This is a genomic window from Halobacillus hunanensis (genome assembly GCF_900166655.1).
Lineage (GTDB): Bacteria > Bacillota > Bacilli > Bacillales > Halobacillaceae > Halobacillus_A > Halobacillus_A hunanensis.
Genome location: NZ_FVZB01000006.1, coordinates 1 through 13,169, shown reverse-complemented (window position 1 = coordinate 13,169; position 13,169 = coordinate 1). Strand labels below are relative to the sequence as shown.

Here is a 13,169-nt window from a genome sequence, read left to right as displayed (position 1 = left end):
TAGTTTGGTAAAATATGCTTCTTGTTTTTTATTGTAATAAAGCCCTTCTAAATAGCTAAGGCTATGTGTAAGGAGGTTTTTATTATGGATGGGAAAAATCAGTACTTTGTAAATATCGGCACCCGTGAAATATCAATTAATCGCAACGGGAACAATGATGAGTTCATCATTAACGCAGATCGAGAAGAACTTCTATTATTAAGGGAAGTGTTTAATGAAATGTATAACTCGGACACAAGAGCTTTCTTTCGATCACACGTTCCGTTTGTAGAGTATCATAAAGATAGTTCGAATGACGAGTATGATGAGGGCATGACGAGAGCCTTGCAGATGATCTATGACTTAGGGGATGACACGACCAGGCACCATATCAGCGGGATGGGTATTTTAAAAGACAAATAACCGCCTCTGTTGTAGAAGCGGTTGTTTGTATTATTGTGTAGAATTTAAACTAGGCATCTCCTGTGCGTTTTTAATGATTTCCTGGGGAATGACAATCTCGCCAACTTCATTAAAATTGCTGTATTCACCACTCATTTTTTGACTAATAAATGCCTGCTTGCCATCCACTACTATAGAAAAGTCCATGGTTGATTCGATGGATTCAGGATAGTAGGTGTCTTTATTAATGGTTAAAGTATAGCTAGCCTTTTCAACATTTAACTCCTTCAGCAGGTTGTCAGGAAGCATTCCTTTGGGCATTGATTGAGCCATGGTTTTATCGATCAACTTTTGGACATTGTCTCCTTTAGAACTAAAAGACAAAACATAAGTATTATTTTTTTCTTCCATGTTAAATTCGTCTACATAGTCTTGCAGTATATCAAGTTGCTTTCCTGGAGTTTGCTGGGCGATGCTGGTTTGAGCCAATTGCTCCCAAAGTTCCTTAGGAGCTTTGACCCAGCCTTGTGTTCCTGGCTGAGACATATACAAGCCTTTTTTTGTATGATATTGTTCCACAGTCTTTCCCATAATATCAATCGTTTGATGTAATGCTAACGGCTGAAGTTGAATATCTGAATCAATCGAAGTTTTGATTGGTTCAGGGGGTACCTTGGTTTCAGATGATTCTGCACTATAGTTTTGAGTGACATCCAGATTCATGGAAAAGCTGTTTAATTCCTTTGAAGCTTCAGAAGACTTCATAAATACTTCTTTCGCCTTTTCAGCTTCATTACTCGAGCAAGCTGTTACAAACAGCATAGTGATAAACAATAAACTGAGTACAATCCATCTTATTTTCTTCATTTTAAATTCCTCCTTTTCCCTACATACTTTTACATACGAACGATGTCGAGATTAGTTTCATAATTATGGTAAAACATTCAGCGTTTACAAAGTGTACACGAGGGTATCTATAATCATAGTGATAATACGAACGGTACTGTTTGTAATCTGGCTTGCTTATGATACGATTTAAATAGCAATACATGACAGAGTGTATCGCTAAAGTTCTTATTCATTACATAATTAACGGATTAAAGGCAGATGATCTTACATGAAAACATTTAGCGATTACTATCGAAATCAAGTGAAGTTATCCTTTGATAATCATCCATTTTCTAAGACACCAAAGCATGTTTGGGTTATTTGTCAATTCGATAATAAATGGCTGTTGACCAACCATAAAGACAGGGGCCTCGAATTTCCTGGTGGCAAAGTAGAAAAAGGAGAAACAGCAAAAGATGCTGCGATCAGAGAAGTACTTGAAGAAACAGGCGGACGTGTCAAACAGATTGATTATGTGGGGCAATATCATGTAGCAGGGAAAGGCGGGACCATTGTTAAAAATGTGTATTTCGCTTCCATATCCCAATTGCAATCGCAAGACCATTATTTTGAAACGAATGGTCCTGTTTTGCTTGAGAAGCTTCCAGAGGGAATTGTCAGTGATGAGCAGTACAGTTTTATGATGAAAGATGATGTGCTGCCAAATTGTATGAAACAGATTAAAGAGAAATTTCTAGGAGAGCCTACTGAATAAGCTATAGTAATCAAAACGAGCGCGCAGTTTTTAACTGCGCGCTCGTTTGTTTTATCTATTTTGAGGTGATGAGGAAACATATTTATTTTCTGCCAAAAGCAGGGCCGGCATTTTTAACAGCTGAACTGGCATGGGTGAATTTCTTAAAGTTGTCGTGGAATTTTTCTGCTAGTTCCTGAGCTTTTTTATCATAAGCATCAGGATTATCCCATGTCTTTCTTGGTAATAATACATCATCTGGAACTCCTGGACAATGAAGCGGGATTTGAAGTCCGAATACTGGGTCATTGTACGTTTCTACTGAATTTAGCTCACCTTCAAGCGCTGCGTGAACCATTGACCGGGTATGGGAAAGTTTCATTCTTTCTCCTTCTCCATAGGCTCCTCCCGTCCATCCTGTATTGACCAGGTATACCTTTGTATCAAATTGATCGATTTTTTCGCCTAGCATCTCTGCATATACGGAAGGTGCTAATGGCAGGAATGGAGACCCGAAACAAGCAGAAAAGGTAGCTTGTGGAGAAGTAACTCCACGTTCTGTACCTGCTAATTTACTTGTGTATCCGCTTAAGAAATGATACATTGCCTGTTCTTTTGTCAGTTTACTAATTGGCGGGAGAACGCCCGTAGCATCAGCAGTTAAAAACACAATTGCATTTGGATGCCCCGCAATGCTTGGTTGTACGGTGTTATCAATGTGATGTAAAGGATATGCCGCCCTAGTGTTTTCAGTCAGGCTGGTATTGTCATAATCAGGAATCTGAGTTTCTTCATTCATTACTACGTTTTCTAACACTGAGCCAAATTGAATGGCATTAAAAATTTGCGGCTCTTTCTCCGCTGATAAGTTAATGCACTTGGCGTAACAGCCACCTTCGATATTAGCAACTCCATGGTTTGACCAGGCATGCTCGTCGTCTCCGATCAGACGGCGTTCCGGATCAGCAGACAACGTTGTTTTCCCTGTTCCTGATAAACCAAAGAATAACGCTACATCGCCTTCCTTTCCTACGTTAGCCGAACAGTGCATAGGCATAATATTTTGTTTAGGGAGCAGGTAGTTCATGACAGAGAATATAGACTTTTTAATTTCCCCTGCATATTCTGTTCCGCCAATGAGAACAATTCTATGTTTAAATGAAATCATAATGAAAGCTTCTGAGTTTGTTCCATCTACTTTTGGATTAGCTTTAAATGTTGGGGCAGATATGACTGTGAACTCAGCTTCGTGATCAGAAAGCTCTTGCTCAGTTGGACGGATAAACATTTGATGGGCAAATAAATTATGCCATGCGAATTCATTGATGACCTGAATAGGCAGTTGGCTTTTCTTGTCTGCTCCTGCGTACCCTTTAAAAACAAATACTTCATCACGTTCCTTTAAATGATCCAACACTTTGTGGTATAAATGGACGAATGTGCTCTCATCTATAGGCTGATTGGTGCTTCCCCAGTTGACGTTGGGTTCTGACTCATGATCTTTTACGATAAATTTATCCTTTGGAGATCGGCCAGTATAGGTGCCTGTAGTAGCTAGAACAGCCCCACGATCCGTTAACGATCCTTCTTTTTTGGAAAGTATTTTTTCTACAAGTTGTGGTACAGACAAATGATGGAGGACATGCTCTTGCGCTAAAAGTTGGTTTAAATCTGATAGTTGGTTAATGGCACTCATATGTGTCAACCCGCCTTTACTTTAGAATTAATAAAAAGCACAATTTGCTTTAAGTTGATTAATAGTATAACACATTCATTTTAATAATCCATACTAATAATGAAAATGCTTTCATTTTATTTTACTATAAAATTTTGTATCACGCATGCGATAACTTTGAACGAGTCAAACTGTTATTTGTGGGGGATATACCCTGTTTATTCGTTCCCTATTCCATATTGAAATAATGACAAAACTAGTTCTTAGTTATTTGTAAATCGGAGAATCAGTTTATCGTCTTTTTACTGGAAATGTAAATTGTTTTTTACTCCAGATATAAATGAGCTACCCTTATAATAGCGATATTTACGTAAAAATGCAGACCGTTTCTTAAAGCATAGTAAACGGATTGACATTAAATGAGGTTTTCGGTACGATTATCTCGAACGGATACTCTCTTATCCAGAGTTGGTGGAGGGACAGGCCCTGAGAAACCCGGCAACCGTCAGATAGCTGCTGACATGGTGCTAACCTGAAGCAAGGCAATTGTTATGCCTTGGACGATAAGAGCGAAAGGAAACGATGCCTTTCCTCTGAACGAAGGAAGGGTTTTTTCTTTTATTGGGAAAAGGTTCAGCACAATTTCTGATGATGTTCATATTCATATGTACATATAACGTGAAATGTGCAATAGCCATAAAAACGATTGTAAGGAAACCATGGGAATCTAGAGAGGTTTCTAATGATACTGGTAAAGAGTTCCGTCTAATCTATGTATTTAACAGAAGGAGGAGTTTAGCAGAATGCCAGCCAATCGCCGGTTATTCACATCTGAATCTGTAACAGAAGGTCATCCTGATAAAATCTGTGACCAGATTTCTGATGCGATTCTAGACGAAATTTTAAAAAATGATCCGAACGCACGTGTTGCGTGTGAAACAACTGTTACGACAGGACTTGTCCTCGTTTCAGGTGAGATCAGTACGAATACGTATGTAGATATCCCTGCTATTGTACGTCAAACGATTAAAGATATCGGCTATACAAGAGCGAAATATGGATTTGACGCTGATACATGTGCTGTATTAACGGCTATAGATGAACAATCTCCAGACATTGCAGGCGGAGTAGATGTAGCGCTGGAGTCAAGAGAGGGTCAAATGAGCGATCAAGAAATCGAGTCTATTGGTGCAGGAGACCAAGGTCTAATGTTCGGTTATGCAAATAACGAAACGGCTGAACTAATGCCCTTGCCGATATCTCTTGCTCATAAGTTATCGAAGCGTCTTTCTGATATGCGCAATGATGGTACTCTCGGTTATTTACGTCCAGATGGGAAGACTCAGGTAACGATTGAATATGATGAACATGATCAGCCTGTTCGAGTCGATACGATTGTTATCTCTACACAGCATGCCGAAGAGATAACACTTGAACAAATTCAAAGAGATTTGAAAGATAAAGTTATTCAGCCTGTTGTCCCGTCAGAACTTATTGATGAGGAGACCAAGTATTTTATTAATCCTACTGGAAGGTTTGTTATTGGGGGCCCACAAGGTGATGCCGGGTTAACAGGTAGAAAGATTATTGTTGACACATATGGCGGATATGCTCGCCATGGGGGAGGAGCCTTTAGCGGTAAAGACGCTACTAAAGTAGACCGATCTGGAGCCTATGCTGCCCGCTATGTTGCGAAAAACATTGTAGCTGCAGGCTTAGCTGATTCCTGTGAAGTTCAATTGGCATATGCCATTGGTGTAGCGCAGCCAGTTTCGATCTCCATTGATACACATGGGTCAGGAAAAGTAACGGAAGAGAAGCTTGTGACAGCAGTTAGGGAATTGTTTGATCTACGTCCTGCTGGCATTATTAAAATGCTTGATCTACGTCGTCCTATCTATCGTCAAACAGCTGCTTATGGTCACTTTGGCCGTACAGATGTTGAATTCCCATGGGAAAAAGTGGATCGGGCTGAAGACTTGAAAAAACGTCTGCAATAAATAGAGAAGAAAACCGTTCTTCATTTTAAGTTGAACGGTTTTCTTTATTTTTTGTTATCATTCTTTTCTAAGCTGCTTATACACTTGACCCTTCTCTACATAAGTTGTTCGGATTCGTTCTAGTTCTTTGTAATCTTCCTCGTTCAGTTCCCGAATCACTTTTGCTGGACGGCCGAAAGCTAGTGTCCGAGGAGGTATGACTTTACCCGGTGGAACAAGACTGCCTGCTCCAATAAACGACTGCTCACCTATTTCGGCACCATCGAGAATGAGAGACCCCATACCAATAAGTGCATCCTTTTTAATATGAGCCGAATGAAGGGTGACTTGGTGTCCTACAGTTACACCGTCTTCAATGATCAACGGTTGGTTGGGACTTTGATGCAGCATGCTTAAGTCCTGGATATTTACTTCTTTCCCAATTTTAACAGGAGCAACGTCCCCGCGTATAACAGTTTTAAACCAAACGCTTGCATACGGACCGATGACGACATCGCCCGTAATGGTTGCATCTTCAGCTATGTAGGCTGTCGAGTCAATTTGCGGGTACTTTCCTTTATATTCGCAAATCACGCTAATCCCCCTTATAATATGGATATAATCTAGTATAGCAAAAGTAAGGTGTTGCGTGGGAGGGATTCATATGAGTGCGGTGCAAGCGACTATTGTGATCGTTCATGGAGCTTTTGAACACATTGGAAGATATGAACATTTAATCAAACAGTTGCGTGCTGATGGTTATAAAGTTATTTGCAGGGATCTCCCTGGTCAAGGAAAATCAGAAGGTATGAAAGGTCATATTAGATCTTTTAATCAATACATACATACGATTGAGGAATGGTTGAAAGAGGTGGGAAAAGGTCCTGTCTTCCTTTTAGGGCACAGCATGGGTGGTTTAGCCGTTATTCGCGCGATGCAAAAGATCAAACTGAAGGTTGATGGTGTGGTCTTGTCCTCTCCGGCACTTGGAATTCTTGAAGGTGCTTCTAAACCGATGGAAGCGGCATCTCGAATTTTAAATCATATATGGCCAAAGCTGCAGGTTGGCAATCAGCTTAATCCTGAAAAGGTTACGAGAAATGAGGCTGTTCGCAAACGTGATGGTGGAGATGCTCTGATTTTAAAGAAAGTATCTGTACGTTGGTATAGAGAATTTCAGCGAAATATACAGCAAGCCTTCGTAGATAGTGATGAATTTCCAGACGTTCCTTTGCTGGTTATGCAAGCGGGGGAGGACTTAATGGTGGATGCGGAGAAGACAAAAGAATGGTTTCATAACGTCAAGCTTTCAGAGAAAACTTATAAAGAGTGGCCGGGTTTTTATCATGAGATTTTTAATGAACCGGAATGGAAAAGAGTTTACTCATATACCAGTCACTTTATTCACCAACAATTATCTAACCTACATCATAAGGAGGGATGACTTGTGGCACCTCAAGTTCCTGCGAATGCTTTACATCTAATGGCTAGAGTGTACAAGGATATTTTTCCGAGAGTGCACGTTGAACTTAATCAATGGTTTAGTAAAGCGAAAGATATACCAAATAGGGAGTTAAGAAATCAGGCATTAGCAAGTATTGAGTCAAAAACTTTTCACTGTGAGGGTGGAGGGATTTATGCCCTGTTAGCCAGGGACAGTTGGAAGGAATCGATTCGATTTATTGTGGCATATCAAACGATTAGTGACTATCTCGATAATTTATGTGATCGAAGCACTTCGATGGATCCGAAAGATTTCAGAATGCTGCATCAGGCAATGATTGATGCGCTTACGCCAAACAATGAAATTAAGGATTATTATTACTATCGTGAGGAGAAGGATGATGGCGGATATTTGGCAGATCTCGTCAAAACTTGTCAGTCAGTGCTGCGCGAAGCAAAAGATTACCCCGGGGTCTATGTACATACTTTGAAGCTTGGGGGACTGTATAGCGATCTTCAAGTACATAAGCATGTGATTGAAGAAGAACGTATTCCAAGGTTGAAGAATTGGTTCAAAAACCATCAAAAAAACTGGCCGAATCTAGAGTGGTTTGAGTTCTCTGCCTGTACAGGTTCTACGTTAGGGATATTCTGCTTAATTTCATATACACTGAGCGGGAAGATGACTGATGATTTAGCTAAACAAATTGAGAAAAGCTACTTCCCATTTATGCAGGGCCTTCATATTCTACTTGATTATTATATTGATCAACAGGAAGATGAAGAAGAAGGCGACTTGAATTTCTGTTCTTATTATGATCATGAAGAGCAAATGAAACAAAGGTTTGTATTTTTCGTAAAGCAAACGAACCAGGAAGTTCAAAAGCTCCCTGATGCTGCTTTTCACCAAATGATCCATGAAGGACTTGTGGGGATGTACCTTGCCGATCGGAAGGTAAGCAACATCCAACATGCGAGAGGATTTGTGAAGGAGTTATTAAAAGTAAGTGGAGCCAAGGCAACTTTCTTTTATTTTAATACAAAAATGTATCACAAAATAAAGCCTGGTAAGCCATTATAGGGTTACCAGGTTATTTCTTTTCGATGGCAAGAATAAACGGCGGCTGATTTCGCTGGTTGATAAACCCATGCTGCAGTACGTTGTAGTGACGTTGGTCTAAACGACTTACATAGTTAAGTAATGCTGTCTTTTCCTCTTCGCCCCCTGGATGGCCATAGTAGACAACCAATACTACCAGTCCCCCTTTTTGGATATAGGAGAGAATGCTTTGAATTGATGAAAGGGTATGATCAGCCTCGGTAATAACAGACTTATCACTGCCAGGTAAATAACCCAGGTTAAAGATGGCAGCTTTAAGACGTCTGAGATGATCGTCCGGAATATGTTGTTCAATAGCTGCGTGGCTATCATGAATCAGTGTGGTTTGTTCGATTAACTGATGATCGATGAGCCGTTGTTTGGTATTGGTGATGGCTTCTTCCTGAACATCAAACCCATATATGTAGCCGCTTTGACCAACGAGCTGGCTGATGAATTGGGTATCATGACCATTACCGCACGTCCCATCTATGGCGACATCCCCTGTTGTCAGCACATCCGCCATTAACTCATGGGCGTAATGCAGGGCTCTTTTCAGAATCATGTTTATATACCTTCTTTCTTATCGTATTCTTGTATAAGTTTGACAGCAAAGGTATTGTAGCATGTTTTTGGTGAATTTTGAATTTTGATAAGTAAACATATGGATATGATGATAAAGAAAGAACAGGTAAGCCCATTTTGAAAATGGGCTTACCTGTTTTGTTTTTTAGGTGGTTGATTAGAAGCTGATTTCCGCTTGTTTTTGATCGTATCAAAAGCTTTTTTAGCGTAACGTTTAGTTTGTTCGGGATTTTGTTTTGCGTAATCGGCTGCTTTTTTAATAAACTTTCGTACCATTACGACCCTCCGTTAAGAATAGTTTGATGTAAGTCACTATATACCCTGCACGAGCATGGCGTAAACATTATACGAAAAGTGAACTTGACAAAGCAATCACCTTTCATTACTATACGAATATAAATAATAAACGTAGAAGAGGACTAGTAGTAAAGTTTCAAGTATAAGAGAGGCAGCGGGTGGTGCGAGCTGTTCTTGACCTTTATGAACTCGCCTTGGATGTTGTAGGAACGAACAAATGAGTAGTTCCTTCCGGCTCTATCACCGTTATCGATATCAAGCGAGCGTATTTTTAACGTTAATTTGGGTGGTACCGCGGAAGATAAGTCTTTCGTCCCTTTGGATAACAAGGGACGAGAGACTTTTTTATATAGCAAAAGTATCAAGGAGGAACAGTATGGCTTTTAATCACAGGGAAATTGAAAAGAAATGGCAGAAATACTGGTTAGAAAATAAAATTTTTAAAACGAATAGCGACTCGGAAAAGGAAAAGTTTTATGCACTAGATATGTTTCCTTATCCATCAGGGGCTGGTCTCCATGTGGGTCACCCTGAAGGGTACACAGCGACAGACATTTTATCAAGAATGAAGCGTATGCAGGGGTATGAAGTACTGCATCCAATTGGCTGGGATGCATTTGGACTTCCTGCTGAACAATATGCTCTGGATACTGGAAATGACCCTCGGGAATTCACAAAACATAATATTGATACCTTTCGCAGACAAATACAAGAGTTAGGTTTCTCTTATGACTGGGACAGGGAAGTGAACACGACTGATCCCGACTACTATAAATGGACACAGTGGATTTTTCTGAAACTTTATGAAAAAGGACTTGCATACATTGACGAGGTAGCCGTGAACTGGTGCCCGGCGCTAGGTACAGTTCTTGCCAATGAGGAAGTAATTGATGGGAAAAGTGAACGTGGAGGTCACCCTGTAGAGCGCAGGCCTATGAAGCAATGGATGCTTAAAATTACTGCTTATGCAGACCGACTCCTGGAAGATCTTGAAGAATTAGATTGGCCGGAAAGCATTAAGGATATGCAGCGAAATTGGATCGGCAAATCGGAAGGTGCGGAAGTAAGCTTTGATATTGCTGGTCACGGTACTTCTTTCGATGTATTTACTACGAGACCGGATACACTTTTCGGTGCCACCTATGCTGTACTGGCCCCAGAGCACCCACTAGTTGATGCGATTGTAAGTGATGACCAACAAGAAGCAGTGAAGGAGTACATTGATCAAGCTCAGAAGAAAAGTGATCTTGAGCGAACTGATTTAGCTAAAAGTAAATCCGGCGTATTTACCGGAGCTTACGCGATTAACCCTATCGATGGTAATAAACTGCCAATATGGGTCGCTGATTATGTGCTTATGAGCTATGGAAGCGGTGCGATTATGGCTGTACCTGCTCACGATGAACGTGACTATGAATTTGCGACAAAGTATGACCTTCCAATTATCGAAGTAGTTGATGGCGGGGAAATTGAAGGTGAACCTTACACTGGGGACGGAGAACATGTAAACTCAGACTTCTTAAATGGATTAGGTAAAGACGAGGCGATTGCTAAAGCAATTAACTGGCTTGAAAAAAACGAGAAAGGTTCCAGGAAGACCACTTACCGGCTGCGTGACTGGTTGTTCAGTCGTCAGAGATATTGGGGAGAACCGATCCCAATTATTCACTGGGAAGACGGAACTACTTCACCTGTGCCGGAAGATCAACTACCTGTAACGCTTCCGGTAACTACGGAAATCAAACCTTCGGGAACCGGAGAGTCACCCTTAGCCAACATTAGTGAATGGGTAAATGTAGTGGATCCTGAAACAGGCATGAAGGGACGCCGTGAAACGAATACAATGCCACAATGGGCGGGGAGCTGCTGGTATTACCTGCGATACATTGATGCCCGTAATGGCGAGGCGTTTGCCGATTTTGAAAAATTAAAGAAATGGCTGCCTGTCGATGTCTATATTGGAGGAGCAGAGCATGCAGTTCTCCACTTGCTGTACGCACGTTTCTGGCATAAGGTTCTTTATGACATCGGTGCCGTCCCTACGAAAGAACCTTTTCAAAAGCTGTTTAACCAAGGAATGATCCTTGGTGAAGGTAATGAGAAAATGAGTAAATCTAAAGGGAATGTTGTGAATCCAGACGATATTGTTTACAGTCACGGCGCGGATACACTCAGATTATATGAAATGTTTATGGGACCACTCGATGCTTCGGTTGCATGGTCTACAAATGGGCTTGATGGAGCAAGACGGTTTTTGGATCGCGTGTGGAGATTGTTTGTAGTTGATGGGCAACTTTCGGAAGCTATTAAGGAAAACAGTGATGATGTGACGTTAGAGAAAACGTATCATGAAACGGTCCAAAGAGTAAGTGAAAACTTCCAGGAACTACGATTTAATACGGGGATTTCACAGATGATGGTTTTCATTAACGAAGGGTATAAGGCAAATGAGATTCCTAAACCATTTGCTGAAGGATTCGTTAAGTTGTTATCACCTGTAGCTCCTCATTTAGCCGAAGAACTATGGGAGAAGCTAGGTCATGGCGGAACCATCAGCTATCAGGAGTGGCCGACTTTCGATGAGTCTAAACTCGTTGAAAACGAAGTGGAGATTGTAATCCAGGTCACGGGGAAAGTAAGGGCCAAAATGATGGTGAACGTAGATGCTTCAAAAGAAGACTTAGAAAAAGCAGCATTAGAGAATGAACAGGTTCAAGACTGGCTGAAAGGGAAAACAGTTCGTAAGGTAATTGCAGTTCCAGGTAAACTGGTAAACATTGTAGCGAACTAATTATCTATAAAGAAGGACGTCACCCTTTCGAAGGCGTCCTTCTTTTTTAATGAGATGAGCTTAAATTCTTGACTTCAAGATGCAGACTAATACAATATGAAACACAGATAACATTAAGGAGGAGATCTCTAGTGAGTAATATTCCTGAAATCAATGCAGATGAACTGCAAGATGCCCTTGATAGTAACAAGGAGATTACGATTATAGATGTAAGGGAAGATGAAGAAGTAAAACAAGGTGTTATTCCGACTGCCGAACACATCCCGCTGGGTAATATACCGGAAGCCGTAAGCAGCCTTGATCAAAATAAAGAATATGTAATGGTTTGCCGTTCCGGAAAAAGAAGCATGAATGCCTCAGAATTTTTGAAGGAAAATGGATTTCAACAGGTCCAGAACCTTAAAGGCGGTATGCTTGCCTGGAATGGTGAGCTCGTTTTTTAAGGTGGAAAAGGAAAACATTATATGGAACTCATTTTATTTTTATTGATAATAATGATCTTAGTAGTCTTCCTGAAAGATGCGGCTGATCGTAAGTCGCTTACTCATATAGGGAAGGAACAGATTTCTATAGAAGAGTATTGTGTGATAGATATTCGAGATTATATATCGGCTTCGCATTCTCCATACCCGGGGGCTGAGAATATCCCTCTTAGCTATTTGTCTCGTGAATTCAAAGAGCGTATGGAATGTGAAAAGAATATTTTGCTGATCACCGATGATAAACGCGGTGCAAAAATGGCAGCCAAAATAATTAGAAAGAAAAGGAAAAGCTCTATTTATTATATAAAGTCAGCCTGATTAAACCACACCGCTCATAGGTGTGGTTTTTAAGATGCCATTGACAATTCAGTTCATTTCACATAAAGTGTTCAGTGTTGTTTTTAAATACAAATTACTGCAATTTGATTGTTGATTCGAAAAATCTATTGAACTATTGACAATCTTTTAGGCTTTGTGCTAGTATTTACTTACATCGCATTAGTTCATTGCGACTGCGATTTATAGTTAGTTTATATATCATAAAGAAAGTTGTTGACTTAACTTTCTAACCGTGATATATTAGTTAGGTCGCTGTTTTGAAGCGGCACTCAACATTTTGATCTTTGAAAACTGAACGAACCAACCAGTACGTCAACATATTCTTTCTATTCTATAGAGGGAATTCAAACAAGCACATTCGGTGTGCAAAGAGTTAAGGAACTTCAACTAAGTTCGCAACATCCTGTTGCAACGTTGAAGTCAGTGCATCCATGCACAAGCAAACTTTACTTTTATGGAGAGTTTGATCCTGGCTCAGGACGAACGCTGGCGGCGTGCCTAATACATGCAAGTCGA

Annotated in this window: 13 protein-coding genes, 1 rRNA gene, 1 riboswitch and 1 other annotated feature; of the genes, 9 read left to right on the top strand and 5 right to left on the bottom strand. The window is 40.4% G+C overall.

Features of this window, described 5'->3' with window-relative positions; all coding sequences use genetic code 11:
• Positions 1 to 84 precede the first annotated feature (84 nt).
• Positions 85 to 402, top strand: a complete 318-nt coding sequence (locus tag B5354_RS05765; protein ID WP_079526840.1) for a hydrolase — start codon at positions 85 to 87, stop codon at positions 400 to 402.
• A 30-nt stretch (positions 403 to 432) separates the two neighbouring features.
• On the opposite strand, the gene B5354_RS05760 is transcribed toward B5354_RS05765, so the two are convergent.
• Positions 433 to 1,248: a DUF6612 family protein gene (locus B5354_RS05760; protein WP_079526838.1), complete on the bottom strand. Its 816-nt coding sequence runs from the start codon at positions 1,246 to 1,248 to the stop codon at positions 433 to 435.
• A 250-nt stretch (positions 1,249 to 1,498) separates the two neighbouring features.
• Between B5354_RS05760 and ytkD the strand changes: the two genes are divergently transcribed.
• Positions 1,499 to 1,984: an RNA deprotection pyrophosphohydrolase gene (gene ytkD, locus B5354_RS05755; protein ID WP_079526836.1), complete on the top strand. Its 486-nt coding sequence runs from the start codon at positions 1,499 to 1,501 to the stop codon at positions 1,982 to 1,984.
• A gap of 82 nt (positions 1,985 to 2,066) precedes the next feature.
• On the opposite strand, the gene pckA is transcribed toward ytkD, so the two are convergent.
• Positions 2,067 to 3,659, bottom strand: a complete 1,593-nt coding sequence (pckA, locus tag B5354_RS05750; protein ID WP_079526834.1) for a phosphoenolpyruvate carboxykinase (ATP) — start codon at positions 3,657 to 3,659, stop codon at positions 2,067 to 2,069.
• A gap of 434 nt (positions 3,660 to 4,093) precedes the next feature.
• Positions 4,094 to 4,208, top strand: a riboswitch (SAM riboswitch).
• Between the two features lie 233 nt (positions 4,209 to 4,441).
• Between pckA and metK the strand changes: the two genes are divergently transcribed.
• A complete protein-coding gene (gene metK / locus B5354_RS05745; protein ID WP_079526833.1) occupies positions 4,442 to 5,638 on the top strand; it encodes a methionine adenosyltransferase in 1,197 nt (398 codons plus the stop codon).
• Positions 5,639 to 5,695: 57 nt separating this feature from the next.
• Here metK and B5354_RS05740 read toward each other — a convergent pair whose 3' ends face one another.
• Complete coding sequence (locus B5354_RS05740) at positions 5,696 to 6,211, bottom strand: gamma carbonic anhydrase (RefSeq protein WP_079526831.1); 516 nt, start codon at positions 6,209 to 6,211, stop codon at positions 5,696 to 5,698.
• Between the two features lie 70 nt (positions 6,212 to 6,281).
• Here B5354_RS05740 and B5354_RS05735 point away from each other — a divergent pair, with 70 nt between their 5' ends.
• Together B5354_RS05735 and B5354_RS05730 are read left to right on the top strand one after the other, a co-directional pair.
• The gene (locus B5354_RS05735; protein WP_079526829.1) at positions 6,282 to 7,061 is read left to right on the top strand and encodes an alpha/beta hydrolase; all 780 of its coding nucleotides are present in this window, start codon (positions 6,282 to 6,284) and stop codon (positions 7,059 to 7,061) included.
• Between the two features lie 3 nt (positions 7,062 to 7,064).
• Positions 7,065 to 8,141, top strand: coding sequence for a tetraprenyl-beta-curcumene synthase family protein (locus tag B5354_RS05730; protein WP_281252725.1), 1,077 nt, complete (start codon positions 7,065 to 7,067; stop codon positions 8,139 to 8,141).
• A 10-nt stretch (positions 8,142 to 8,151) separates the two neighbouring features.
• On the opposite strand, the gene mnmM is transcribed toward B5354_RS05730, so the two are convergent.
• Together mnmM and B5354_RS20435 are read right to left on the bottom strand one after the other, a co-directional pair.
• Positions 8,152 to 8,724 (bottom strand): tRNA 5-(aminomethyl)-2-thiouridylate-methyltransferase MnmM, encoded by a 573-nt coding sequence (gene mnmM / locus B5354_RS05725; RefSeq protein WP_176142418.1) that lies wholly within the window; start codon positions 8,722 to 8,724, stop codon positions 8,152 to 8,154.
• A 149-nt stretch (positions 8,725 to 8,873) separates the two neighbouring features.
• A complete protein-coding gene (locus B5354_RS20435) occupies positions 8,874 to 9,020 on the bottom strand; it encodes a hypothetical protein (RefSeq protein ID WP_176142417.1) in 147 nt (48 codons plus the stop codon).
• A gap of 124 nt (positions 9,021 to 9,144) precedes the next feature.
• Positions 9,145 to 9,362 (top strand) — a binding site (T-box leader).
• A 55-nt stretch (positions 9,363 to 9,417) separates the two neighbouring features.
• Here B5354_RS20435 and leuS point away from each other — a divergent pair.
• The 4 genes from leuS to B5354_RS05705 form a co-directional block, all read left to right on the top strand.
• Positions 9,418 to 11,832, top strand: coding sequence for a leucine--tRNA ligase (gene leuS / locus B5354_RS05720; RefSeq protein WP_079526827.1), 2,415 nt, complete (start codon positions 9,418 to 9,420; stop codon positions 11,830 to 11,832).
• Positions 11,833 to 11,963: 131 nt separating this feature from the next.
• The gene (locus B5354_RS05715) at positions 11,964 to 12,275 is read left to right on the top strand and encodes a rhodanese-like domain-containing protein (protein ID WP_079526825.1); all 312 of its coding nucleotides are present in this window, start codon (positions 11,964 to 11,966) and stop codon (positions 12,273 to 12,275) included.
• 21 nt (positions 12,276 to 12,296) lie between these two features.
• Positions 12,297 to 12,632, top strand: coding sequence for a rhodanese-like domain-containing protein (locus B5354_RS05710; RefSeq protein WP_079526823.1), 336 nt, complete (start codon positions 12,297 to 12,299; stop codon positions 12,630 to 12,632).
• 472 nt (positions 12,633 to 13,104) lie between these two features.
• Positions 13,105 to 13,169: ribosomal RNA gene (locus tag B5354_RS05705) — 16S ribosomal RNA — on the top strand; the annotation flags it as partial.

Excerpts from the sequence above, each read along its gene's own strand:
- B5354_RS05765 (WP_079526840.1), top strand. The coding sequence starts at position 85 with ATGGATGGGAAAAATCAGTACTTTGTAAATATCGGCACCCGTGAAATA.
- B5354_RS05760 (WP_079526838.1), bottom strand. The coding sequence starts at position 1,248 with ATGAAGAAAATAAGATGGATTGTACTCAGTTTATTGTTTATCACTATG.
- ytkD (WP_079526836.1), top strand. The coding sequence starts at position 1,499 with ATGAAAACATTTAGCGATTACTATCGAAATCAAGTGAAGTTATCCTTT.
- pckA (WP_079526834.1), bottom strand. The coding sequence starts at position 3,659 with ATGAGTGCCATTAACCAACTATCAGATTTAAACCAACTTTTAGCGCAA.
- metK (WP_079526833.1), top strand. The coding sequence starts at position 4,442 with ATGCCAGCCAATCGCCGGTTATTCACATCTGAATCTGTAACAGAAGGT.
- B5354_RS05735 (WP_079526829.1), top strand. The coding sequence starts at position 6,282 with ATGAGTGCGGTGCAAGCGACTATTGTGATCGTTCATGGAGCTTTTGAA.
- mnmM (WP_176142418.1), bottom strand. The coding sequence starts at position 8,724 with ATGATTCTGAAAAGAGCCCTGCATTACGCCCATGAGTTAATGGCGGAT.
- B5354_RS20435 (WP_176142417.1), bottom strand. The coding sequence starts at position 9,020 with ATGGTACGAAAGTTTATTAAAAAAGCAGCCGATTACGCAAAACAAAAT.
- leuS (WP_079526827.1), top strand. The coding sequence starts at position 9,418 with ATGGCTTTTAATCACAGGGAAATTGAAAAGAAATGGCAGAAATACTGG.
- B5354_RS05710 (WP_079526823.1), top strand. The coding sequence starts at position 12,297 with ATGGAACTCATTTTATTTTTATTGATAATAATGATCTTAGTAGTCTTC.